The organism is Proteus cibi, from assembly GCF_003144405.1.
In the GTDB taxonomy this organism is placed as follows: Bacteria; Pseudomonadota; Gammaproteobacteria; order Enterobacterales; family Enterobacteriaceae; genus Proteus; species Proteus cibi.
In genome coordinates, this window is sequence record NZ_PENW01000016.1 from 12112 (window position 1) to 37369 (window position 25258).

The window sequence follows — 25258 nt, forward strand, 5'->3', positions numbered from 1 at the left end:
CGAGATAAAAGGAGCATAAATGTTCAAATATTCATTCATCGCAGTGATTGTTTCCGGTTTAATGTTATCTGCATGTACTAATAGCCAACAAAAATTGGCTGAAAGACAAATTACGTCACCTGAGGTAACGACAGTTGAAGAACCCCAAACACCTCGATGGAAACAAGTGAATGTTGCATCGTTAGAACAAGCGTTTCCTAAAGAAACTCGTACTTCTGCACAATTTCCTGCTTATGTTGAAGCGTTAAAATTGAAAGCGGCTCAATTGGGGTATAAACAAGAAACAATAGATTTTGCTTTTTCAGAAGCACATTTTATTGAACGAGTGATTAAATCAGACCGTAATCAACCGGAAAAGAAAATCACACTCGATGTTTATTTACCACGTATTGTCACCAATGGTCGTTTAAACCAAGGGGCTAAGCTTTACCAAGAAAATCAAGAGACCCTAGAAAAAATCAGCACAAAATATGGTGTGCCTGCAAACTATATTGTTGCGTTATGGGGACTTGAGAGTGGATTTGGGAAGGTGCAAGGTAAAGAAGATGTTGTCTCCGCACTGGCAACGCTCGCGTTTGAAGGGCGTCGAGAGGAGCTCTTTGCTCGTCAATTGATGGCTGCATTAGAGATTATTGAAGCGGGGCATATCCCTCAAGGTCAGCGTCTCAAAGGCTCTTGGGCGGGAGCGATGGGACAAACTCAATTTATGCCATCTTCCTTCCTAACTTATGCTGCCGATGGCAATGGTGATGGAAAAATCGATATTTGGAATACTCAAGAAGACGCATTTGCTTCGGCTGCTAACTATTTAGCCACTGAAGGTTGGAAAAGTGGACTTCCTTGGGGAGAACAGGTTACTTTATCGGTAGATTTTAACCAACAGCTTGAAGGCATTAAGAGTGAACAGAAAAAAACAGTCGCGCAATGGAAAGCATTGGGTGTTCAATTACCCGCAAATAGCCAATTGAACGATGCTATGCCTGTATGGTTAATCATTCCAGATGATGATTTACACAGAAGCTATTTAGTGACACAAAACTTCCGTACGATTATGCATTGGAATAGCTCTTACTTTTTTGCCCTTAGCATTGTCACAATGGCTGATGGCGTTGCTAATAAAATAAACTCACTGCCTAACGCGAGCTAATCGTATTTTTACAGTGAAATAAAACACAGCAATTTACCTAAAAGGAACACATTATGTATCAACATCGTGATTGGGAAGGTGCGTTACTGGATTTTCCTGTCAATAAAGTGATTTGCGTTGGCAGTAACTATGCCAATCACATTAAAGAGATGGGATCTGTTCGCTCAGAAGAGCCTGTGATTTTTATCAAACCAGAAACTGCTATGTGTGATATTCGCCAACCTATTGCTATCCCAAAAGATATGGGTGCGGTTCATCACGAAATCGAATTAGCAGTACTCATCGGTCAGCCACTTAAGCAAGCGAATGAAGATAGAGTTGATCGTGCAATTGCGGGGTTTGGTATTGGTCTTGATCTCACATTACGTGATTTACAAGGTAAATTGAAAAAAGCAGGGCAACCATGGGAAAAAAGTAAAGCGTTCGATGGCTCTGCACCATTATCTGGTTTTATTCCTGTTAATTCATTTGGTGACCCGCAAAATGCGGATTTAGTGTTACGTGTTAATGACGAAATTCGTCAGCAAGGTAACAGTCGTGATATGCTAACGCCTGTTTTACCCCTTATCAGTTATATGTCTCGCTTTTTTACCTTACGTCCTGGTGATGTGATTTTAACGGGGACACCTGAAGGTGTTGGTCCTCTAGAATCCGGTGATATGTTGGTATTAAGCGTTAATGAACATCAGCTGACAACGCGGGTTATTTAATTTGTATTAGATGAGCAATAAGGTAATAACGTAGAGATGACACAGGCTTTTTGGCAGACTAAAACATTAGATGAAATGAGTGATGATGAGTGGGAATCGCTCTGTGACGGGTGTGGACAGTGTTGTTTACACAAGTTAATGGATGATGATACTGACGAGATATACTTTACCAATGTCGCTTGTAATCAGCTAAATATTAAAACCTGCCAATGCAGTAATTACGAAGATCGTTTCCGTTATGAGCCAGATTGTATCAAGCTTACACGGTATAATTTACCCACATTTGAATGGTTGCCGATGACTTGTGCTTACCGCCTTTTAGCTGAAGGCAAAACGTTACAAAGTTGGCATCCTTTAATTGCTGGTAATAAAGCAAGAATGCACCAAGACAATATTTCAGTCAGATATATTGCGGTGCCAGAAACGGAAGTTGAAGATTGGGAAGAGCATATTCTTAATCGACCGAAAGGGCGTGGTTAATTTCTTATTTTCATTAAAAAGCGCCTTTATAGGCGCTTTTTGTTAAGGAACGTAAGTAATGACAATAGATATTGCTGGGCTTATTTCTCAATTAGGGAAGAAATATCAAGATGTTTATGATCAAAATTTAATTCCTTATAAATCCAAACCTAAAAATGGAAGTTTGGCGATGAGAAAAGAAGCTCTTCATTTATATTTTGAGCCGTATGGTGTTGGTTTAAGTGAAATTACACTGACGCTATTTGATGAAAAAACGAATCAATTTCATTTCCCGCATGCACTTCCTTTCGGATTACAGCCACTCATGACACAAGAGTGGTTATATGCTCATTATGGGAAACCCATCCGCTTCACTAAAAAGCACATTGTTATGTCACTTCATTTGGGTGAAACGGAAGTTTTTGAATTACCCAACAATAATCAGGTTGTTTTTATCGTCAGATATCCTTACGTTGGTGAGAATGTGGTCATTTCGCTTACTTTTGAATTACGCGAAAATTTAGAAAAACGATGGGATATCAACTATACAGGTTGACCTGATAGCAATAATAAAAAATTCCTTATTTAACGCTAATAAGAGAATGAATTATTCGTAAAATAATTTTTTTAAGAAAAACTATTGACGAAGTAGGAAATACAGTCCATGATTATTCTCATGGTGGGTAATTTGAATTACACCAACCAAATGAATAAATGCCTCGCTTATGCGGGGCTTTTTGCATTCTGGTGTTGTGAAAACTCCCGCCATATTTCGTAGCAAAATTCTGAGTCATATTCAGTTATTAAAAAGCACATCAATATTAAAATGATGCGTTTTCTTTATCGTTTATTACCAGAATTTACTAACAAAAGAGAATGGATTTTCTCCTATCTAAAACATCAAAACTCGCTTCGGCGAGTTTTTTTGTTTCTTCATTTTATAAAAAGGAATTTTATATGAAACGTATGATCCCAATTGTGTTATCACTTCTTATGATTTCAACTAGCTATGCCAATTCAGAGATGAGGGTAGAGTCTGATCTTGAAACCCAACCATCTGCTGTTGCGCGTGATACTTCAATACGTGCAATGAATGATGAAAACTGTGGAATTGGTTGTCCCTTAGGAGGTAGTGAAACCACTATTCAACGCGATGTTTATACATTAAATAATAATAGCGAAACCAAATTTGCAGATTGGGTTGCTTACTTAGTGACTAAAGACAGTATTGGCAGTGGTAAAGCACGTAACTGGAAAAAAGATCCGGCTTTAGGTAATGATGAAACCTTATCACCAACGGATTACAAAAATGCCAATGCCACATTAAAAGTTGATCGTGGTCACCAAGCGCCTTTAGCTTCATTAGCTGCGTTACCTGGTTGGAATGCACTTAACTATCTTTCTAATATCACACCACAAAAAGCAGATTTAAACCAAGGTGCGTGGGTACGATTAGAAGATCAAGAGCGTAATTTGGCAAAAGCAGGTCATAAAGTCTTTACAGTGACAGGCCCTATCTACGAAAGAGATATGGGTAAACTACCAAGTACAGATAAAGAACACACAATTCCAAGTGCTTATTTTAAAGTGGTTTTTTTAAATGATTCACCAGAAAATTCCTCTTATGCCGCGTTTATTATGGATCAACAAACACCGAAAAAAGCAAATTTCTGTGAATTCCAAGTAACGGCAGCAGAAGTGGAAGCTCGTACAGGTTTAACACTCTGGAGTCAGTTACCTGAAAGTGCTCAAGATGTGAAATCTCAAGCAGGCGAATTAGTCACAAAAATGGGATGTACGGTATTAAAATAAGAATTTAAACCGACGTCTTAGTCAGTAATAAAAAGGTCACTCAATTGGGTGACCTTTTTTAAGCGAGTTACATAGTTATATTGAACGGTTATCAAAATGAATAAGCTGGTGGCGTTGATTAAAAAATTTCTTGTAGGTTAAATAGCAAGCAATAATAGTTGAAATACTGGCTGTTGCCATCAACATAAAAGTGACCATAATTTGATATTTAACGGCTTGTAATGGATCAACACCAGCAAATATAAGCCCTGACATCATGCCCGGTAGACTGACAATACCTACAGTTTTTGCTGCATCAATGGTCGGGATCAATGAAGATTTAATGCTATCTCGAATAATACTCATTGAAGCTAGTTTAGGTGTCGCACCCAAGCTTAGCATTTCTTGCAATTGCTGTTGTTGATTTTGAAAACGTTGACCCAAATTATTATAACAAAGCCCGGTTGCGATCATCGCATTACCGGCAATCATCCCTGTAATAGGAATAATTTGAATTGGTGTAAACGCAATTGAACTGGTGAGTAATAAAATAGCTAAAGTTAATAATGCCCCAGTTGTAATAGCAGTAAAAGAAATTAGAAAAATATCTTTAACGTATTTACTCCGTTTTTTGGCATTATGAGCTGCGTTATAGCAGATAAATAACACCATTAAGAAGGTGAGAATAAAATGGTCAACATGGAAAATATAGGTCAAGACATAACCAACAATTAATAGTTGGATGATGGCTCTCGCTGTACTCCAAATAATATCTTTTTCTAAAGCGAGTTTTTCTTTACGACTAATAAAAATAGCCACAAGAACTAATAAAAGCGAGAAAATCAAAGATTCATTGCTTATCGTATGTTCGTTCATAATATTATGTTCGCTCATAACAAAAGGGTGACTGATAAAAAATCAGGCATCATTGTGAGAAGGTAATAAGATCACATCATCAGCATGCTTTATTTCATTTTGATCGTGAGTTACCCATAACACGGCGAGATTTTGATCTTTAACATAGTGGTGAATAACCTCATTCACTTTTGTTTTGTTATCTTCATCTAATGCACTTGTAATCTCATCAAGTAATAAGATTTTTGGCATAAACTGTAGATTTCTTATCAGTGAAATACGCTGCTTTTCACCGCCAGAAAGTTCATTAATGCCTTTTTTCATAATTGATTCAGGTAAACAAAAATAATCCAAATCATGTGTCAGTTTTTTATCATCAACTGAGCATTTTCGTAAGAAATAAGGAAATTTAAGATTATCGTAAACAGTTTCACCAAATAACATAGGCGTTTGAGTGCAATAAGAAACTTGTTGACGATATTCTTCGGGGGACAACGTTAAATAGTCTTTATTTTCAAAGAAAATGGAACCCTTGGTGGGTGATAGTAGAGATGCGACAATCTTGAGTAAGGTGCTTTTACCACAACCTGAAGGACCTGTGATAAGTTTAAATTCAGAAGGTTGAAGTTCAAAGCTGATGTTATCAAGGATAGTTTTGTCATTGACTCGATAATTTATTTTATCAAGGCGTAAAAGTGCAGTCGTGCTTTCCATTCTTATCCCAAACTTAAAAGAGAGAATAATTATCATTATATAGAATTAACGATATCAAGATCCTGCTTTAAATCAGTTAGTAAGCAAAATTATTACTATTTTAGTATAGGATAATAAGAATGTGACCCAATAAAAAAGAAAATTATTTTTCTCGATTGATTAAAAATACCAAGTAAGAACAATAAACTTAAAATAATAGATAAGCCGTTAAATCACGTTTTGGACTGTTGTTCATATTGAGAGTACCAATGCTGTATATCATTGATTATTTCATTTATTAAACGCTCACCTTGTTCATTATAAAACCCATGATCTAACTTATCGTATTTAATAAATTTCACATTAGGCTGGTTGATATCTTGGCTTAGTTGATAAAATGCATCGACATTGACATTGGTGTCATTAAGTGTCTGAATAATTAATACTGGGGTGTGTTGATTGCTTTTAATGACTTTAAGTAAATCGATAGCAAAAAATTGTTGCCACCATATTTTACTGTGTTCGCTTATAAATTGTTCATCATCTATTTGATTATTTTTTATTGCGTCAGCAAATTGCTGAAAGCCATTCAGCGCGTCTTCAACATGTTCCTTTGGCGTGGTATGACGGATATTATAAAGAACGTCATCAAGAAAAAAACGCCCCCCGCCATTCAGAGCAATAGCCGCTTTAATATCATTGCGCTTAGTTACGACTAAATGCACCATTGTAGCGCCTTCACTTCCACCAATTAAAATAATATTCGGATATCGTGAGGATAGTATATTTAACACAGCCTCATAATCTTCGGTACGTTGTTTGGGATTATCATGACGCTTATAGCTTTTAGGGCAATCAACACGTTCATCATCATATTGTGAATAAGGTAATTGGGCGGTAATACCGTATTTTTCCACCATTAAAACATCACTATTTGGTAACCATTGACCAAAGGTTTCTTGGATAAACATGTTGTTTTTAATGCTGTTACAGTCAGAGCCTTGCATTAATACTAATAGAGTTTGATTTTTTTTAGCTCGTTCATCTAAGTAATAGCTAATTTCACTCCCATCTTTTCGTGGAAGTAGATGTGTCGATATTGCTGCATAACTTGCAAAAGAGGGAAGCAAAAAAGTAGAGAGTAAAAATAGAAGTGAAATACGCATGATTACCTTATTTGTTTTTGTAGGGAGGAAATACGAAATTTTATTTTAATAATAAGTAAACAGCTAATTTAGTGAATAATGGTACAAAAAAAGTGATGAAAAACTTATCGTATAGATAGCCACTATGAAATTAATCTACTCTTAATAAAATAGCCTGAAAATTCAAGCTATTTGAGGATCATTAATGAATAGGAACGAAATAATCAATCTCTAAGGTTTTTGGCAATTCCATTAAATCAGCATCAGTTTCTATACTGACATATCTTTCAATATCAGCCCCTAAACGACGACATAAACCTAATGCGGGTAGGGTATAAAAATAAATTTTCATCGCAAATTGTTTATATTCTTCCAGGGTTCCTTTAAATTGGAATCTGACATAACGTCCTGCCTCAATCACTCTTTTTCTAAAACCGCTGGTTTTTGTAAAATGATCTAAGCTATTTAACCCAATTTCATAATCAATCTGGATTTTATTTTTACGTAATGTGTTTGGTTGATATGAGATAAGCACGGTACTTTCTGTAAAGTTTTTATCTGTATACAGTAAAAAATCATTCCAAAATTGGTGGCGAATATCTTCGTGCAATTTGCCGATATCTTCGATAGAGCAAAAATATTGATATTGCATGCCGTAAACATAACTTTCAGGTAATTCCATAATTTTAGGGATCGGCAAATCAACAACATCAAAATTGATTGGCGGTTGAAAATTATTACCACAAAGATTATCAAGTTTACGGTATTCCGTAGGTGTTACACCAAACGTGGCTTTAAAACGACGTGTAAATGATTGCTGAGAATCAAACTGATAACGCAATGCTACCGTCAGAATAGGCAATTTAGTTAAACGTAATTCTGTCGCTGCTTTTGTTAAGCGTCTTCCTCGAATATACGAAGCAAGTGTTAACCCTGTTGCTTGTTTAAATACACGTTGTAAGTGCCATTTGGTATAACCAGAACGGATCGCAACATCATCAAGTAGCAACGGTTTTTCCAGATTCACCTCAATCCAGAGAAGAAGTTCTTTGATAATTTCTATATTGAAGGTGGATAAGGTATTTGAGGGGGTAAGCCCATTGTACTGAGATGACATGATAATTTCCTGAAAATATTTTGTTCAGTTTACACGAAACTGATACCCATATATTATTACATACTTATGGTATGTTTTAAGGGTTTTATCATGAAAATAAAATCACGGCAACAAGAGAATTCAGAGCAAACGCGCACTGCATTACGTGAAGCGGCGCAAGAACTATTTATAAATCAGAACTATTGTGATGTTTCTGTTGATGAAATATCACGCCACGCAAGAGTAACCAAAGGCGCTTTTTATCACCACTTTAGTAATAAGAAAGCGTTATTAAAAGAGTGCTATCTTTTTCAGGTAGATAAAGTTGTCGAAAAATTAGTTCAAATTCCTACCTATGATGATCAATGGCAAGAGTTAGAGGCTATTTTTAGTTTCTGTGTTGATCATATTTATCAGCACAAAGATAAGCTTATTCCCTTACAAGAAATCATTTCCGTTTTAGGTTGGAAAGAGTGGGACGAAATTGATTCACAAATTCTTATTCCTCGAATTAAAAAATGTGTAGTTACTCTTTATAATAAACAAGAAATTTGTACTTGTTCTCCTGATATTGTCGTGAATTTAATTTATGGATTTGTCACGCATATCGCGATTAATTTAAAGAATGAAACTACATTACCTGAAAATGCCTGTAAGGACTTTAAAACGATATTTTCTGATTTCTTGCTGGGAATAAAACAATCTTCAATAAATGCGAAAGACCCTAAATAGCACAAAATAATGATAGATGTGATGTACACTGGATAAAAGTAAATAGAGTAAAGGATCGGAATATCATGACAATAGAAGTGCCTAAGAGTCATTTCACAGCAACAGGCATTGTATTCAATGAGCAGGGGCAATTCCTTCTCCATTTACATTCTAAAATAGGGTGTTGGTTACCACCGGGCGGTCACATAGAAGAAAATGAAGAGCCACAAGATGCAGTATTAAGAGAAATTGAAGAAGAAACCGGTTTATTGTGTGAGTGTCTTTGCTATCAACCTGAATTTAGTCTTAACCTAAATAACAACGATGTTATTGAGCTTGTAAAACCTCTCGCCATTTTAAAAGAACCCATTCACGATAAAAAACAAGGGTTTCATTATCACATCGATATGATTTATCTTTGCAAGCCATTAAAAAATAGCCAATTAACAAATAAATCTTTCCAATGGCTTTCTTTGGAAGAGATTAAAAAAATAGAAACCCCATTAAATGTGATAAGACTTATTGAACTAACTAAAAAACTATTAATAGAAAAAATTATTTAAATTTCTTAATAAAGCTAAATTACTCATAATAAATAAACAATAAAAGCGGTTTTTAGAAACCGCTTTATTTTTATTGGAAACTAAATGCGTTTAAAATTTACTATAAATTAATCTTACAATTAAATAAATTAATGTTAATAGGTACATATACCTATCAAAACCCAAGGTAAAAATACACAAATAAAATTACAAAAACTAAAAAATAATTAATAAATTATCTTTTTCTGAGTAAAATCACCCTCATTACGGGATATTGTATAGTTAATTTTTATTTGCATGGATAAAACAATCGTTTATTTCATAAATGAAAAATGGTTTTCACTGAACTCTAAAGTTTTTCCTCATTATTACCGACATTATAAACAAAGGCAGATCCTACGCGCCTTTATATTCTAATGAATACATTTTAGCCTTATTTTATTTACACTAGGGAATATGCTCTTTGTCAGTGAAAGAGTGCATTCTGATATCTTACAAATGTACAGATAAAAAATTCTGTATATTTTGATGGAATATATGACCATGTTTAAAAATATCAGTATAGAAAAGACCGTTAAGGTCATGCTGGCCATTTTATTTGTGTTGATTATGAGCATTATTTATTTTAGTTATGATGCTTCCACTCGATCTTATAATAATTTCGTTTCATCAAATAGCCTAAGCCAGCAAATGTTACTAATGGGCAAAGCGCGATATCAAATGGCTGTGATCAGGGCAAATATTAATGGATTAGATGGACAATTACGCGTTAATGAAAAACCTTCAGCCAAATATTTTCACCAAACTGCAGAATATATTGAAATAACCCGTGAAGAGATCCACCGTTGGTCAGACACAGAAAAATTGACCTTAGAAGGGCGGGAATTAGCGGATGATATGACAAAACGTTTTGATGAACTGCTTGATATCTTCACTGGCGCGCTAGATAGACTGCGTAAAGGTGAGCTAACAACACACTCGGCAAGTGTTAAAATGGATGAGCTAAATGATATCACTATGCAATATTATGCTGTTGCTAATGGTATTGAGAATAGCTACATCGATATTGCAAAAACATCTCAAGAACGTTTAATGCTGGTGTCAATTACGACGGGCATTATTGTTATTCTTTTATTTATTATTATATTGCGTTGGTTCTCCCATACTTTTATTGGCAACATCAGAATATTAATCAATATCTTTAGTAAAATGAGCCAAGGCGATTTAAGTATGCGTGTCGAGAATCACGGTACTAATGAATTTGGTAAGTTATTCAATGAAATGAATAATATGAAGAATTCATTAAGTCATATGATATCTTCCGTGAAAAATGCCGTTAATACTATCAGTGTGAGTGCAAGCGAAATTGCGACAGGAAATACCGATTTATCTTCTCGTACTGAAGAGCAGGCGAGTGCATTACAAGAAACTGTTGCGAGTATGGAGCAAATTAAAACAACCGTGGAGAAAAATGCGGATAACTCACGTGAAGCAAGCAAATTAGCACTAACAGCAACGGCATCTGCTCAAAATGGCGAAAATGTGATGGATAGCGTGGTAGAAACCATGTCTTCAATCTCTGAAAGTGCGAAGAAAATCGCAGATATCAATGACATTATTAACAGTATTGCCAATCAAACAAATATTTTGTCATTAAATGCAGCCGTGGAAGCCGCAAGAGCAGGAGAGCAAGGTAGAGGGTTTACTGTCGTTGCATCTGAAGTGCGCAGTTTAGCCAGTCGTAGTGCGGAAGCCGCAAAAGAGATTAATGATTTGATTACGCACTCTGTTAATAAAGTGCATGTTGGTTCTCAGCAAGTTGCTCAAGCTGGACGTTCAATGTCAGAGATCGTTACAACCATTAATCAGGTAAATGACTTTATGCAGCAGATTGCTCTTGCCTCTAATGAACAAAGCATGGGTATTAACCAAATCGCATTGGCTGTCAGTGAAATGGATACCGTTACTCAGCAAAATGCGGCATTGGTTGAAGAATCAGCGGCTATCACAGCGAATATGGATGATGAAGCTCATCAATTAGCTAAATTGGTTTCACAATTTAAAGTCGATGAAGAGAAAGAAACTTTTTCACGCTTTGCTCCAACGCAGTCAACAGAAGCTATTGATACTCAAGAAAAATAAGTATCTGATCAATAATACATAAAATAAGTCCCCTTGGTTCAGTTCATTTATGACGAAGGGGACTTTTTATTTACCTTTATTCTTAACGCACAGAATTAAGCTTTTATCTGATTAGCACACTCGTTACCGGAGGCAACATCTTTAATATTATGCAATGTTGTTTCACTAATACTAATTAATGCTTCCTCTGTTAAGAAAGCTTGGTGTCCTGTGAACAACACGTTATGACAAGAAGAAAGACGACGGAAAATATCATCTTGAATAACGTCATTTGATTTATCTTCAAAGAAAAGATCGCGCTCATTTTCATAAACGTCCATGCCCAGAGCACCAATTTTGCCTTGTTTTAGTGCATTAATGGCAGCCGCAGAATCCACTAAAGCACCGCGACTGGTATTAATAATCATCACACCATCTTTCATTTGTGCAAAAGCCGCTTCATTTAATAGATGATGATTATCTGCAGTTAATGGGCAGTGTAATGAAATGACGTTAGAATTTGCATAGAGTGTCGCCAGATCGACATATTCGGCACCCAAATCAAGTACGGCTTGATTTGGATAAGGATCATAAGCAAGTAATTTCATGCCAAAGCCTTTTAATATGCGTAATGTCGCTAATCCTATTTTACCTGTACCAATGATACCCGCAGTACGATTATGCATATTAAAGCCAGTTAAGCCTTCTAATGAGAAGTTAGCATCACGAGTACGTTGATAGGCTCTGTGTATACGACGATTAAGTGACAGCATCATACCAACAGCATGTTCTGCAATCGCTTCTGGCGAGTAAGCTGGCACACGGACAACAGTTATGCCTAATTCAGCGGCGGCTTCTAAATCGACGTTATTGAATCCTGCACAGCGTAATGCGAGGATACGTATATTCAGGCTAGCAAGCTCTTGTAAAACCGCACGATTTGCATCGTCATTGACGAAAATACAGACAGCATCAGCGCCAACGGCATTTTTTGCTGTTTGTTCTGTCAAATTAAAATCGAAATATTCAATATCATAATGATAACCATTATGTTGATTAACCCATTCCATGTGTTTACGATCATAATGTTTAGTACTATAGGAAACGATTTTCATCCAGTCTTCTCTACTCTCGATTAAATTTTTATTCAGAGGCTGGAAAAACAAGAATTATCCAGCCCCAATATGAAAGAAATTAATACTATCATTATAAACAATTTAACGAGGTAAGTGGATGATTCAGGTTTGTTTAAAAGGAATATGATGTGTTGTTAAGAAAAACAATCAAATGGACAGGGACGATACTACTAGGTACAGGCCTAATAGGCACTGCTTTATGGGTGTCTATTCCTCGGTGGTTGCCTGTTGTTGCTCATTATTACTTACCTGAAGGTGTAACGCTCTCTTTATCACAGCCTAAGTTACAGCGCATGGGCGTTTCAATTGAAAATATCGCATTAAAGACAGGGAACTGCACTTTAGCTAATCTTGATAACTTCGTTTTCTCTTATAAAAAAGAGCAAATTGATAAACTTCAATTTAATAGTCAGCAACTTGCCATTGATGAACAATGTTTTTCAATGATGCCTACAAATAAGCAAGCGGAAACGGCAACTGTTCCGCTTGAGATAAATTCACTACTAACCTCAATACCTCATTTATCTGTCAATATCGACAATGTGCTCTTAAAAGACAATGCCCGCTACCAAGGTGCATTACAACTAAGAACAGAAAACAATGGGCGATTAATCACTTATCAAGGAAAAAATGCTCAGCTAGGTCTTTTGATTAAAGATAATCAGTGGCTTGAGATTAAACAATTTAAAGTGAATTTACCTGATGACAATAATATTGAACTTGCCGCTGAAATAGCGCTTCCTCTGGATATTGCATCATTACCTGAAAAAGGCACCATCGATGCCACATTATTAACTTCTCATTATGCTCATCCTTTAGTTTTTATTCTTGAATGGGTAGGAAAATCTGGCACTATTTCAATTGCTGAACAAGGTGGTGGTCACGCATTAGCTTTATTACCCTGGACAGTTACATCTGAAACTATTGTCATTGAGCAAGGTCGTTGGGAATGGTTTGGATTAGATCAACCTTTGCGAGGCGGTGTAAATATTAATATTGCACAATGGCAAAAAGGATTGACGGATTTAAGATTAACTGCACGATTAAACGTGATGACAGAAGGGAAAGCGGGGAAAGGAAATTTAGTAATATCGATCCCTGAAACGGCAGTAAATTGGTTAGATGCTCAAATACCGATTCAAATCACCGGTGTTGTGAATAAAGAATTAATGCAAGCTAATGCGCAACTACCTGTGAAAGTCACGGGCATGTTGACAGATCCTACTGTTGAATTTCAATCCGGTTCTTTGTTTCGTTTTAAAGGACCTGTCACTGAAACGCTTACTGTCACAGATGCGCGTTTACCTTTAGCCGGAACCACACTTTCATCAAAAGGTTTTAATGGGCGTTTAAATGCAATCGTTGTTGCTCAAGATAGTATCTGGGGAGATTACCGCGTTCATTTTCAAGGTAAAGCGATTGATTTTTTACCTGATAATGGGACTTGGCAATGGCGCTATTGGGGAAATGGGAATTTACTGCCATTAAAAGCGCGTTGGGATATTGCAGGAACAGGTTATTGGGTTGATCACTTAGTGAGTTTTGAAAAACTCAATACAGGTTTTGATGTTTTAAAATATCAACATACTACGATGACGGCACCTCGATTATCGTTAGAAAGTCCTTTTCGTTGGATAAGAGATGAGAAAAATCCAGTTTTTACTGGAAAATTAAAATTAACCAGTCAACGTATTGATTTTCCTGCGGGGGGGTTTTTAGATAAGACCGATTTTATTGCTACTATCCGAGGTGAATCACCGTTTAATTTTAATGTAAAAGGCGAATTAAGTGCTAAACCGAATATCGGGCCTATTGCAATAAATACGCGTTGGGATGGTGCTAGATTAAGAGGGCAAATGCGTTGGCCTTCACAACCTATTAATGTTTTTCAATCGCTCTTGCCAGAAGATTTAGGGATCACTCTTGATAAAGGTGAACTCTACACTCAAGCAGACTTTTCTATTGCACCAGAACAAGGATTAATTGCTGGTGGGCACTTAGTTGTCAAACAAGGTGGAATGTGGCTTAAAGATGGTGTTTTAGAAGGATTAGATTTTATCTTACCTTGGCGTTTAAATGGGGATGAGTGGCAATTAGGGGTTAAACAGCCCGTACAGTTACGGATAAAACGAGTTAATAATCTTTTTGAAATGACCGATATTACTGCAGATCTGCAAGGTTTTTATCCAGCCACTGAAAGTAAGCCATTAGTCTTATCTAACGTTAATGTCGCCATGCTGGATGGAACACTATCGTTAGCAAAATTAGCAATACCACAACATGATGCAGCAATTATTTCTATTGATAACATTCAATTAAGTCATCTATTTACTTTATTAAAAGTGACGCAATTTGCAGCATCAGGTAAGGTTAGTGGTGAATTTCCATTTTTTATTAACAATAATCAATGGATTATTAAAGATGGTTGGTTGGCTAATTCATCTTATTTAACCTTAAGGCTTGATAAAGATTTTGTTGATTCGATTGATGATAATAATATGTCCGCAGGTATTGCTATGGCATGGCTGCGTTATCTAGAGATCAGTCGCTCTTGGACTCGCGTTAATTTAAGTAACTTAGGTGAATTAGTATTAGAGGCCGAAATTCATGGAACGAATCCACTAGAAGATAAACATCGACAAGTTAAATTCAATTATCGACATGAAGAAAATGTCTTCCAATTATGGCGAAGTTTACGATTTGGTTCACAATTGGAAGAGTGGTTAGAAAAAAGCTTATCAGATTTAGGGAGTGAGTCAGAGTGAAACCATTATTTTTTAAAAAACTGTTTTTATTAGCGGCGATGGTAATGGGAATATCAACTTTAACAGGATGTATTCGACTAGAAGTTGCGACACCGGATAAACCGATAAATATTAATATGAATGTAAAAATCGAACATGAGATTAATGTAAAAATAGACAGACAAGTTGAGGATCTCTTAAAAAATAACAGCGCCATTTTTTAAAGGATAAATGATGAATTATAAGAAATATCTCTTAAGTTTTGGGCTAATAATGGCTTTAACCAGCATCAATGCCATGGCATTAACGCTTGATGAAGCGCGATCTCAAGGGCTGGTAGGGGAAACCTTTAGTGGCTACATTGAGCTTGTACAGACTAATAACAAACAGGCACAACAACTTGTTGATGAAATAAATCAAGCTAGAAAAGCAAAATATGCAGAAATTGCTAAAACGAATCAAGTTACACCTGATTCAGTTGCTCGACTGGCAGGTGAAAAATTAGTCGCTAGAGCTAATGAAGGTGAGTTTGTTAAAGGCATTAATGGTAAATGGGTTAAGAAATAACTAATAATAAAAAATAAATAGAGCACATATTTACTTGATTAAATAGATTATGTGCTCTTTTTATTTTAGTTATAACTCAACAATTTCATCATCTATCATTAAGTTAAAGATAATACTAGATTGAATTCGACCTGATTGAGGTGGATTGCTGTCTTTTTTGACATAATTTATATTGAAATAAAACTCAGCTTCACCCTCAATGACTTCTTCAAAAAAATCATTCTCATTATTTAAATTAATAGCTCTCTCATCATCACCTGTAATTAATTGAAAAGCGACATTTTTACTTGCTAAACTCGCATCAATAGTGTTTTTTAAATAGCCATTATTAATATCAATACTACTTTTATCTATAGCTAATTTTATTTTACCATCTGTAATAGAGCATTCTTTTACTGAAATAATGAGTGTTATTGCTACATGATTATCTGCTAATGTGCCAATATTTTGAGAGGGAAAGTCATTAGATGTTATCCTATTAGTATTATTATCTATATATATTGGTTCAATCATGCAACTATGTTTTATATTATGATCACCTCGTTGGGAATACGTGTAGGGTGAAAATAAAAGTATGCTAAACATTGTTAATAGGGCTTTCTTTTTCATTTTTTATTTCTATTTATTTACAGTCAATTTGTTTTTTCACAACTTTATCTCGATTGATTTCACGATTAAGTGAATAATTAAATTGGCATTGTTGATCTTTGTTATTTCCCCATTTTACTTTTACCACTCCTTTTTCAGATAAACCAGATAAATAAATACGATTATTTTCTGCAACAAATCCATGACTAATAATATTTTCATCATTATCTAATACTGTTACATTAGAAAAAGAAGGAATATCAGTGTTGGATTGAAATAGGACTTTATAACCCATTCGTATTGGAAACTTTAATTTTACTATAGCATCTAAGGTAGGTACTGCTGTTTGCATATAAAAAGGTGTTTCAGCATAAGAGGGGAGAGAAGATGCATTTAATATAATATTATTTATACTATACGGGATCATGTTAGGAAGTATTAAATTGCCTTGACTATCAGTAGAGTATAGAGAGTTATTAGTTGTTTTTATTCCAGAAATATTATTAGTATTAATGACGGCAAAGTTTCTACCTAAATATTGAGATAATGTAATACCATCCTGATGAAATACAATAGCACCACTTACACCAACGCGTAGATGATAATCATTGTTTGGTAATGCAACACCATTAATAACATAAGATTGATAATGATTTTTATATTGTGTATTAATAGCAACGCGCTGTTCTTTATTTGAACTTTCTTGATAATTTATCGAGTAATTCAAGCTGTTGTTTTCTAATGAACTTCCGCCATAGGTTACATTATTAGTATAAGATTTTAAATTCTGCTGGTAACTGAAAGAATTATTTATCCAATGGCGTTTTTTATTATAATTACCTAAAGGTATATAAAAAAACAGTGAAAAATGATTATCATTATAAAGCTTACCTTTCTTCAAGCTGTATTTAACGGTATAGTTGATTTTTTTTAATGATGAAGAAAAAGAAGAACTAAAATTAAAATAACTTGGATTATTAACAAATGAAAAATTTTGATAGTTTAAATTTAACGAACCTAAGTTGTAAATGGGTTTAAAAATATCTATTGTGTGTTTTTTTGAAAGGATGTTTTTTGAATGGATATTTTTATTATTTTCTATATGTTGATAATGTGAGGAACTTAAAATCAAACGGGTGTTTGTTGAAAAAAAATGTTTGCTATAGCGAAATTGGTATTTTAAATATGAATTGTTATTATTTAAATAACTAATGTCTGTTGCTACCCCGCCTAAAGAACCTAAATTAAAAGTAACACCAGACAGATATTTTTTTGAGTCTTGTTTTGTCTTAATCGCATTATATGTAGTGATGTTATTATGAATGCCAAATGCAAACTCACCTAAGAAAAACGTTTCTCTATCTTTGTTTTCGCCAAGAATTAAATTATATTGGAAATTATTTTTGTTTAATTGGTTCGGCATGGATGTAAAATAGTGCTTTGTCTTTTTTATTCGACCATCCGCTTCTTTTATTTCTAAAGTTAGTTCACTATTTCCTATTGAAGGAATGGAATCTAAAATAAATGGACCTGAAGGAACTGTTGTTTCATATATGATTTTATTATATTGCTTCACTTTGATCTCAGCTAGTGTTTCAGCAACACCTTCTATTATTGATTTATTAGCATAAAGAGTATTACCTAAAAATAAGTCGCTTGAAATAAGCTGTATGCCCTGTATTTTTTCAGTGGCTAAAATACGAGAGTGTGGAATGAACCTCCCTCCATATAGCGTGGAAGATAGACTATTTAATTGCCGATAAGCATAAAGTGAATTAAGTTGAAAGTTATGGTTATCTTTTCTGTATAAGTAGTGGCTTTGGCTACGTATCCTCCATAAACCAAAATTAATCCCTGAATTTAAATTAACTTTTTGCGCTATAGATGATTTTTTATCATAGCGTGCTGAAAAATCATAATGGCTAAATAACGCAGTAATACCATCATCCCAAAGAGAGCTATCAGCGACACTGTTTTTGGGAATATTTAGTGCTTTTTGTGGAATAGATAAATAAAGTGTTTGAGTTGAAAAAATATACTTAAAATTAATTTTATATTTATCTAATGGAAACGGAATTGTTGATTTTAAATTTATATTATAAAATAAAGGATCAATGCCTAATGATATTAAATCATTAACACTTAACAGTGGTGTTAATTTTCCATTAATATTTTCAAATGTGACTTTTTGTTGTTTTTTTTTCTTATTGTTGAGAAAAATATTAGTTTGATAGTTTCCAGATAATTGTTGCCCACTTGAAAGTAATTGAATTAATTCTGGTTTGATGTCGGGTATAAGATAAGCATAAGATAAATTATCTGCATATATTGAAGAGCAATAGAAAGTTGATATAAATGAAACCATAGTAATGTGAAATAGGGGTAAGTTATTTCTCATGGACGATCTCTTTAGATGGGTAATTAATAATGACATCATGCTCATTTTTAACACTGTAATTTATTAGATCGTTATTATTTACTTCAATTCCTGTGTCATAATGACTAAAAGGTGATAGTGCTTTTTTTTTGTTAATAAATGCAGTGTTATTGCTTTCAACTTGTGTAAGTGTTATATAATAAGGTGTTGGGTTTGATATTCTTAGTTTTCCTTTTTTATCTTTTATAAAAACTATATCTTTATACATCTCATGATGTTTTTTATCTAAAGTGTCAGGTCTGTAAATTAAATTATAAATAAGATTTAATGAAACATGTAAAATGTTATTGTCTCTAATTTCATTGTTGACAATGGGTATGCTTTTTATATTTATCTTATAAAGAGATTCTTTGTCTTTCACTTCAATATCATCAATTTTTATCACATCTAAAAAAAATGTCTCGTTAGCATTAAGTTTAAAAAGTGGGGGTGAAATAATAAATGGAGATTCTTCCTTATTATCATTATTTATTTGTTTGACAGAACTTTTTATAATATATTCTTGATTTGAAGTATTTTTTATTTCTATTTTTCTATTGTTAGCGTTCTCAACATAAATAAACTTATTATTATCAATTTGAATGCCAGCAATAGAAAGAGAGGGGAAGTTTGCTAATAAAATGATAGAAATAGATAATAGATTTTTTTTCATAATAGTTTTCTTCAAATAATAAAGCCGAATGTCGGCTTTATTATTAATTAAATTTTAATCTTCATTGCTTACATTAATATCTAATGTTACAGATGCAGCCACTTTCCCTGGTGTTACAGGCGTTCCAGGGATTGGGTTATAGTAATTCACAGGGATTGTGATGATTGCATTATGGCTATCTTTATTGATAGTTTTAGTTCTATGATCACCATCAGATAAATTACGCATTATATTATTTTCTGAATTAACAACTGCAATAGCGATATTACTTCTATCTTTTTCTGGATATGTATTTTTAAAATAACCATTATCTTGTGGTGGTATTATTACATTTGCTTTATCTATATTTGATGAGCAATCACTAAATTGAATATTAATGTTCTTGGCTGCTATTGTTGGAAGTCCAGTCATATCATTAAATTGTTTAGTAGTTACATTATCTAATGTGATTACACGATCAAGAACAGAGATAGTACAGCTATTATTTGAATCTACCTGACCATTAATTTCAATTTGTTGTGGTGCTAAATCATATTCAGCAGCAATAGTTGAATTTGATAGGGCTATACTTGATAAAGCGAATATTGAAAGTAACGTCTTTTTCATCTTAAGTTCCATTTATAAAAAGAATTAAATAATATTTAAATAACGCTCCTTTCTGAGCGCTAAAAAATGATATTTATTTAATCTTTTTTTATCAATGTCATTTTTTTAATGATTAGCTATTTTTATTATCAATATAAAATATTTTATGTTATTAAATGATTGTTTTAAATTTATATAACATTTAAACCTAAGATTTAAAATCAAAAAGAATAATTCACTGTTTTTGTTTTTTTTATAGGAGGTGAAAAGGTTTGTTTTATATAATTCTTATGGCTGATAATTAGAAATAAAATAATATTTATAATATAAAAAAAGCACCTATATAAGGTGCTTTAACATTTATATGTAGGTTCTATTTCACTGAAATATTTATAGTATTAATAATAGCATCCATTTCTTTTTGTGCTTGCAGGTGGGATTGTTGTGCGTATTCTTCACCCAATGCAGTGCCCTCAGCCATAATAAATTGTACGTCATTTATGCCAATAAAGGCTAAAAACTGAGTTAAAAAAGGAACAACTAAATCAGAAGGTTGATCTTTATGAACACCACCACGGCTGGTAAGTACAATGGCTTGCTTATTTTCAAGTAAACCGACTGCACCTGCTTCGGTATATTTAAATGTTTTACCAGCACGAGCAATAAAATCAATATAGTGTTTTAATTGTGCAGATATTGAAAAATTATACATTGGCGCAGTAATCACAATCACATCATGCGCTTTTAGCTCAGTAATGAGTTCGTCAGATAATGCTCTTGCTGCATTTTGTTCTTCAGAAAGCATTGCTGTCTCTTCGCCAAAAGCAAATAACGTCGCTTGATCTAGAGCAGGTACGGGATCTTTAGCGAGATCGCGCACTGTAATCAAGTCATCTTTATGATTATTTTGCCAATGTTCAATTAAGTAATCGACCATTTTATTACTGTGTGAATAGCTATCTAAAATGCTGGATTTTAATACAAGGATCTTTTTCATTATTTATAACATGCTCTATTTATTTACATTTATTAGTTGATAGTAGTTTACCCTATCTTTAAAAGATCACATCACAATCCTTTGAATATGCTATTCAAAATTATTGATTATATAAAATCATATACTAAGAAATTTAATCAAGCCTTTATGTGCCAATAGTCTGTTGTGATATCATACAACTATTAGTTTTGATTAGAATAACCTCAAAAAGGATAATAAAAGGTGACATTATCATCTGCCACGCTCTATCAAGAAATAGAGCAATTATCGTTGCGGGAGCAGCAGCGATTAAGAAAACGTCTACGTGGCGTCGCTAAAATTAATAATGAAGAGTCTAAACAAGCGGTATTAAGTGCAATTAAAAACGATATTACAACAGCACAACAGATGATAATTCGCCGTCGTGCCAATTGTCCTGAAATTACTTACCCAGAAAACCTTCCTGTTAGTCAAAAGAAAGAGGCAATTTATAACGCAATAAGAGATAACCAAGTGGTTATTATTGCGGGAGAAACGGGTTCTGGTAAAACAACACAGATCCCTAAAATTTGTCTTGAATTAGGACGTGGGATCAAAGGTTTTATCGGTCATACCCAGCCTCGCCGTTTAGCGGCACGTTCAGTGGCTGAACGTATCGCTCATGAATTAAAAAGTACATTAGGCGAATCTGTAGGTTATAAGGTGCGCTTTAGCGATCATGTTGGCGACAATACTCTCGTTAAATTGATGACTGATGGTATTTTATTAGCTGAATTACAGCAAGATAAGCTGTTACTACAATATGACACTATCATTATTGATGAAGCCCATGAACGTAGTTTAAATATCGATTTTATTCTTGGCTATCTAAAGCAGCTATTACCTAAGCGCCCTGATTTAAAAGTCATTATTACTTCTGCAACCATCGATCCTGAACGTTTTTCCAAACATTTCAATCAAGCACCGATTATTGAAGTGTCTGGTCGGACTTATCCTGTTGAAGTGAGATATCGTCCTATTGGGGGTGACGAGCTTGATAGTGATAAGGATATGACCGATGGCATAGTTGATGCTATTGATGAATTAAGCAGAGAAAGTGCAGGTGATATTCTTATTTTTATGAGCGGTGAGCGAGAAATTCGCGATACGGCTGATGCACTGAATAAACGACAACTTCGTCATACTGAAGTATTGCCTTTATTTGCTCGTTTATCTAACAGTGAACAAAATCGAATTTTTCATCCTCATAATGGCAGACGCATTATTTTAGCCACTAACGTTGCTGAAACTTCATTAACTGTACCGGGTATTAAGTACGTTATTGATACTGGTTTTGCACGTGTTAGTCGCTATAGTTATCGTACTAAAGTACAACGACTTCCAATAGAACCTATTTCTCAAGCTTCAGCAAATCAAAGAAAAGGGCGTTGTGGGCGTGTTTCTGATGGTATTTGTATTCGTCTTTATTCAGAAGATGATTTTATTTCTCGTTCTGAATTTACTGATCCTGAAATATTAAGAACGAATCTTGCCTCTGTTATTTTACAAATGACGTCGATAGGGTTAGGTGATATTAGTGCTTTCCCATTTGTACAACCACCTGACAAACGTAATATTCAAGATGGTGTTCGTTTATTAGAAGAGCTAGGCGCGTTACAAGACGAAACCGACCACAATGGTGCTTATCGTTTAACCCCAATGGGAAAACAACTTGCACAACTTCCTATTGATCCTCGTTTGGCGAGAATGGTACTTGAAGCGCGTAAATATGGTGCAGTAAAAGAATTGATGGTTATTACGTCTGCACTTTCAATTCAAGATCCGCGCGAAAGACCGATGGATAAACAGCAAGCATCGGATGAAAAGCATCGACGCTTCCAAGATAAAGACTCTGACTTTTTATCTTTTTTAAATATGTGGGATTATTTAAAAACCCAGCAAAAAGAGTTGAGTCATTCTCAATTTAGAAAATTGTGTCGCCAAGAATTTTTAAACTTTATGCGTGTTCGAGAATGGCAAGATGTTTATACACAGTTGAGACAGGTTGTCAAAGAGCTAGGGTTCCCTATTAACAGTGAGCCAGCTGATTTTAGAAGTGTTCATGTTGCATTATTAAGTGGATTGTTGTCGCATATTGGGCAAAAAGATGCCGACAAACAAGAATTTACTGGTGCAAGAAATGCGCGTTTTTCTATTTACCCTGGTTCAGGTTTATTTAAAAAACCACCAAAATGGACAATGGTGGCGGAGTTAGTCGAGACGTCTCGTTTATGGGGACGAATTGCGGCGCGCGTTGAACCTGAATGGATTGAACCTATTGCGGAACATTTAGTGAAACATCAGTATAGCGAACCTCATTGGTCAAAAGCACAAGGTGCGGTAATGGCTAATGAAAAAGTGACCCTGTATGGTTTACCGATTGTTGTTTCTCGATCTATTAATTACAGTCAAATTGATCCGCTTTTATGTCGTGAACTCTTTATTCGCCATGCATTAGTGGAAGGAGATTGGCAAACTCGTCATGCATTTTTCCGTGACAATTTAAAACTGCGGACAGAAGTTGAAGAGTTAGAGCATAAATCTCGTCGTCGAGATATTCTTGTTGATGATGAAACAATGTTTACTTTTTACGATCAACGAATACCTCAAGATGTCGTTTCGTCTCGTCATTTTGATAAATGGTGGAAAGAGGCACAGAAGGCATCACCTGATCTGCTTAACTTTGAAAAAAGTATGCTTATCAAAGATGACGCAAAGCGTGTTAGTGCACTAGATTATCCAAATTACTGGCATCAAGATAATCTAAAATTACGTTTAACCTATCAATTTGAACCAGGTACTGCAGCTGATGGTGTCACGGTTCATATTCCATTACCTATTTTAAATCAGGTAAAAGACGAAGGTTTTGATTGGCAAATTCCGGGTATCCGTCATGAATTAATAGTGGCATTAATTAAGTCGTTACCAAAACCTATTCGCCGTAATTTTGTACCTGCACCTAACTATGCTTCTGCTTTTTTAGAGCGTGTACCTCAAGTTGAGGGTGATTTACTCGATAGACTTGAAAAAGAGTTGCGCCGTATGACGGGGGTGACCGTTGAGAGAGAGAGTTGGCAACTCGACCAAGTTGCCGATCACTTAAAAATGACATTCCGTGTTGTTGGCGATAAAAATAAAACGCTAGCAGAAAGTAAAAATCTCAATAAATTAAAAGAGAACTTAAAAGAAAAAGTGCAAGAAACATTATCAGCAGTTGCTGATGATGGTATTGAGCAACAAGATTTACATATTTGGAGCTTCGGTGATTTACCTCAGCGTTATGAACAAAAACGAGGTGGTTATTCAGTGAAAGCTTATCCAGCACTCGTTGATGAAAAAAACAGTGTGGGTATAAAGCTTTTTGAAACAGAATCTGAACAGCAAGCCTCAATGTGGGAAGGGGTCAGACGATTATTATTATTAAATATTCCGTCACCGATAAAATACCTACATGAGAAATTACCGAATAAAGCAAAACTTGGTCTTTACTTTAACCCTTATGGCAAAGTGTTAGAGTTGATTGATGATTGTATTGCTTGTGGTGTTGACAAGTTGATGGCGTCTTATGGTGGTTTAATTTGGCAAGAAGATGAGTATAAAAAACTGCAAGAATATGTCAGAGCTGAATTAAATGATGCTGTGGTTGAAATAGCAAAACAAGTTGAAGCGATCCTAACTCAAGTATTTGCTATCAATAAGCGTTTAAAAGGGCGTGTCGATATTAGCGTAGCCTTTGCATTATCTGATATTAAAGCCCAACTGGGGCAGTTAGTTTTTCCTGGTTTTGTTACCTCTCATGGATGGAAACGTCTTGCGGATATTCCTCGCTATTTGAGTGCAATTGAAAAACGAATGGAAAAACTGGCAATTGATCCTAATCGTGATCGCGCTCAAATGAGCCGAGTTGAAAATGTTATTCAACAGTGGCAACAGTGGTTAGGTAAGCTAACAGAGAAACAAAAACAGCAAGAAGAAGTGCAAAATATTCGTTGGATGATAGAGGAGCTTAGAGTAAGTCTATTTGCTCAGCAGATAGGTACACCTTATCCAATATCAGATAAACGTATCTTGCAGGCGATGGAACAAGTCAGTTTTAACTAATTTAAACGTGATATGTTAGACCCACAGGAACTTATGCTTCTTGTGGGTTTTTTATTGCTTTGCTAATGAATAGCCACCTATAAATTAGTTACAACATACTATATGTTTATTGATTTATAAATACCTAACCATTGATGATAAAAATAACAGCTTAGCAGGAAAA

Annotated in this window: 22 protein-coding genes; 12 read left to right on the forward strand and 10 right to left on the reverse strand. The window is 34.6% G+C overall.

Annotated elements, in window-relative coordinates; all coding sequences use genetic code 11:
• Nucleotides 1-19: 19 nt before the first annotated feature.
• From DK865_RS09095 to DK865_RS09115, 5 genes are all read left to right on the forward strand, one after another.
• Nucleotides 20-1147, forward strand: a complete 1128-nt coding sequence (locus tag DK865_RS09095; RefSeq protein ID WP_109391714.1) for a lytic murein transglycosylase — start codon at nt 20-22, stop codon at nt 1145-1147.
• Between the two features lie 53 nt (nt 1148-1200).
• A complete protein-coding gene (locus DK865_RS09100; protein WP_023582094.1) occupies nt 1201-1857 on the forward strand; it encodes a fumarylacetoacetate hydrolase family protein in 657 nt (218 codons plus the stop codon).
• 36 nt (nt 1858-1893) lie between these two features.
• The gene (locus DK865_RS09105) at nt 1894-2337 is read left to right on the forward strand and encodes a YcgN family cysteine cluster protein (protein WP_023582095.1); all 444 of its coding nucleotides are present in this window, start codon (nt 1894-1896) and stop codon (nt 2335-2337) included.
• 58 nt (nt 2338-2395) lie between these two features.
• Nucleotides 2396-2872: a DUF6392 family protein gene (locus tag DK865_RS09110; protein WP_023582096.1), complete on the forward strand. Its 477-nt coding sequence runs from the start codon at nt 2396-2398 to the stop codon at nt 2870-2872.
• Between the two features lie 401 nt (nt 2873-3273).
• Nucleotides 3274-4128 carry a DNA/RNA non-specific endonuclease gene (locus tag DK865_RS09115; RefSeq protein ID WP_109391715.1) on the forward strand — a complete coding sequence of 285 codons (855 nt, stop codon included), beginning with the start codon at nt 3274-3276 and terminating at the stop codon, nt 4126-4128.
• Between the two features lie 75 nt (nt 4129-4203).
• On the opposite strand, the gene fetB is transcribed toward DK865_RS09115, so the two are convergent.
• The 4 genes from fetB to DK865_RS19010 form a co-directional block, all read right to left on the reverse strand.
• The gene (fetB, locus tag DK865_RS09120; RefSeq protein ID WP_036913488.1) at nt 4204-4983 is read right to left on the reverse strand and encodes an iron efflux ABC transporter permease subunit FetB; all 780 of its coding nucleotides are present in this window, start codon (nt 4981-4983) and stop codon (nt 4204-4206) included.
• A 42-nt stretch (nt 4984-5025) separates the two neighbouring features.
• Complete coding sequence (fetA, locus tag DK865_RS09125) at nt 5026-5676, reverse strand: iron efflux ABC transporter ATP-binding subunit FetA (RefSeq protein ID WP_109391716.1); 651 nt, start codon at nt 5674-5676, stop codon at nt 5026-5028.
• A gap of 212 nt (nt 5677-5888) precedes the next feature.
• On the reverse strand, nt 5889-6821 hold the full coding sequence (locus DK865_RS09130) for an acyl-CoA thioester hydrolase/BAAT C-terminal domain-containing protein (protein ID WP_109391717.1): 933 nt from the start codon (nt 6819-6821) through the stop codon (nt 5889-5891).
• 181 nt (nt 6822-7002) lie between these two features.
• The gene (locus DK865_RS19010) at nt 7003-7917 is read right to left on the reverse strand and encodes a helix-turn-helix domain-containing protein (protein WP_023582101.1); all 915 of its coding nucleotides are present in this window, start codon (nt 7915-7917) and stop codon (nt 7003-7005) included.
• A gap of 90 nt (nt 7918-8007) precedes the next feature.
• Between DK865_RS19010 and DK865_RS09140 the strand changes: the two genes are divergently transcribed.
• The 3 genes from DK865_RS09140 to DK865_RS09150 all read left to right on the forward strand — a co-directional run bounded on the left by DK865_RS09140 (nt 8008) and on the right by DK865_RS09150 (nt 11291).
• Nucleotides 8008-8628 carry a TetR family transcriptional regulator gene (locus DK865_RS09140; protein WP_109391718.1) on the forward strand — a complete coding sequence of 207 codons (621 nt, stop codon included), beginning with the start codon at nt 8008-8010 and terminating at the stop codon, nt 8626-8628.
• 65 nt (nt 8629-8693) lie between these two features.
• Complete coding sequence (locus DK865_RS09145; RefSeq protein ID WP_109391719.1) at nt 8694-9170, forward strand: NUDIX hydrolase; 477 nt, start codon at nt 8694-8696, stop codon at nt 9168-9170.
• 522 nt (nt 9171-9692) lie between these two features.
• Nucleotides 9693-11291: a methyl-accepting chemotaxis protein gene (locus tag DK865_RS09150; RefSeq protein ID WP_109391720.1), complete on the forward strand. Its 1599-nt coding sequence runs from the start codon at nt 9693-9695 to the stop codon at nt 11289-11291.
• A 95-nt stretch (nt 11292-11386) separates the two neighbouring features.
• On the opposite strand, the gene DK865_RS09155 is transcribed toward DK865_RS09150, so the two are convergent.
• A complete protein-coding gene (locus tag DK865_RS09155) occupies nt 11387-12385 on the reverse strand; it encodes a 2-hydroxyacid dehydrogenase (protein ID WP_109391721.1) in 999 nt (332 codons plus the stop codon).
• Nucleotides 12386-12534: 149 nt separating this feature from the next.
• Between DK865_RS09155 and DK865_RS09160 the strand changes: the two genes are divergently transcribed.
• The 3 genes from DK865_RS09160 to DK865_RS09170 are packed head-to-tail and all read left to right on the forward strand — an operon-like array spanning nt 12535 to nt 15717.
• Nucleotides 12535-15171, forward strand: coding sequence for a YdbH family protein (locus tag DK865_RS09160; RefSeq protein ID WP_109391722.1), 2637 nt, complete (start codon nt 12535-12537; stop codon nt 15169-15171).
• Nucleotides 15168-15374 carry a YnbE family lipoprotein gene (locus tag DK865_RS09165; RefSeq protein ID WP_036912979.1) on the forward strand — a complete coding sequence of 69 codons (207 nt, stop codon included), beginning with the start codon at nt 15168-15170 and terminating at the stop codon, nt 15372-15374. Before DK865_RS09160 ends, DK865_RS09165 begins: the two co-directional genes overlap by 4 nt.
• Nucleotides 15375-15384: 10 nt before the next feature.
• Nucleotides 15385-15717: a YdbL family protein gene (locus tag DK865_RS09170; protein WP_109391723.1), complete on the forward strand. Its 333-nt coding sequence runs from the start codon at nt 15385-15387 to the stop codon at nt 15715-15717.
• Nucleotides 15718-15786: 69 nt separating this feature from the next.
• Here DK865_RS09170 and DK865_RS09175 read toward each other — a convergent pair whose 3' ends face one another.
• The 5 genes from DK865_RS09175 to DK865_RS09195 form a co-directional block, all read right to left on the reverse strand.
• Nucleotides 15787-16326 carry a fimbrial protein gene (locus tag DK865_RS09175; protein WP_109391724.1) on the reverse strand — a complete coding sequence of 180 codons (540 nt, stop codon included), beginning with the start codon at nt 16324-16326 and terminating at the stop codon, nt 15787-15789.
• A 13-nt stretch (nt 16327-16339) separates the two neighbouring features.
• Complete coding sequence (locus DK865_RS09180; protein WP_162556618.1) at nt 16340-18703, reverse strand: fimbria/pilus outer membrane usher protein; 2364 nt, start codon at nt 18701-18703, stop codon at nt 16340-16342.
• On the reverse strand, nt 18693-19394 hold the full coding sequence (locus DK865_RS09185) for a fimbrial biogenesis chaperone (protein WP_109391726.1): 702 nt from the start codon (nt 19392-19394) through the stop codon (nt 18693-18695). The genes DK865_RS09180 and DK865_RS09185 overlap by 11 nt, the downstream gene beginning before the upstream one ends.
• A 54-nt stretch (nt 19395-19448) precedes the next feature.
• A complete protein-coding gene (locus DK865_RS09190) occupies nt 19449-20000 on the reverse strand; it encodes a fimbrial protein (protein ID WP_162556619.1) in 552 nt (183 codons plus the stop codon).
• A 352-nt stretch (nt 20001-20352) separates the two neighbouring features.
• Nucleotides 20353-20976, reverse strand: coding sequence for an FMN-dependent NADH-azoreductase (locus tag DK865_RS09195; protein ID WP_023582110.1), 624 nt, complete (start codon nt 20974-20976; stop codon nt 20353-20355).
• Between the two features lie 222 nt (nt 20977-21198).
• On the opposite strand from DK865_RS09195, the gene hrpA reads away from it, so the two are divergent.
• The gene (gene hrpA, locus DK865_RS09200) at nt 21199-25095 is read left to right on the forward strand and encodes an ATP-dependent RNA helicase HrpA (protein ID WP_109391728.1); all 3897 of its coding nucleotides are present in this window, start codon (nt 21199-21201) and stop codon (nt 25093-25095) included.
• Nucleotides 25096-25258 lie beyond the last annotated feature (163 nt).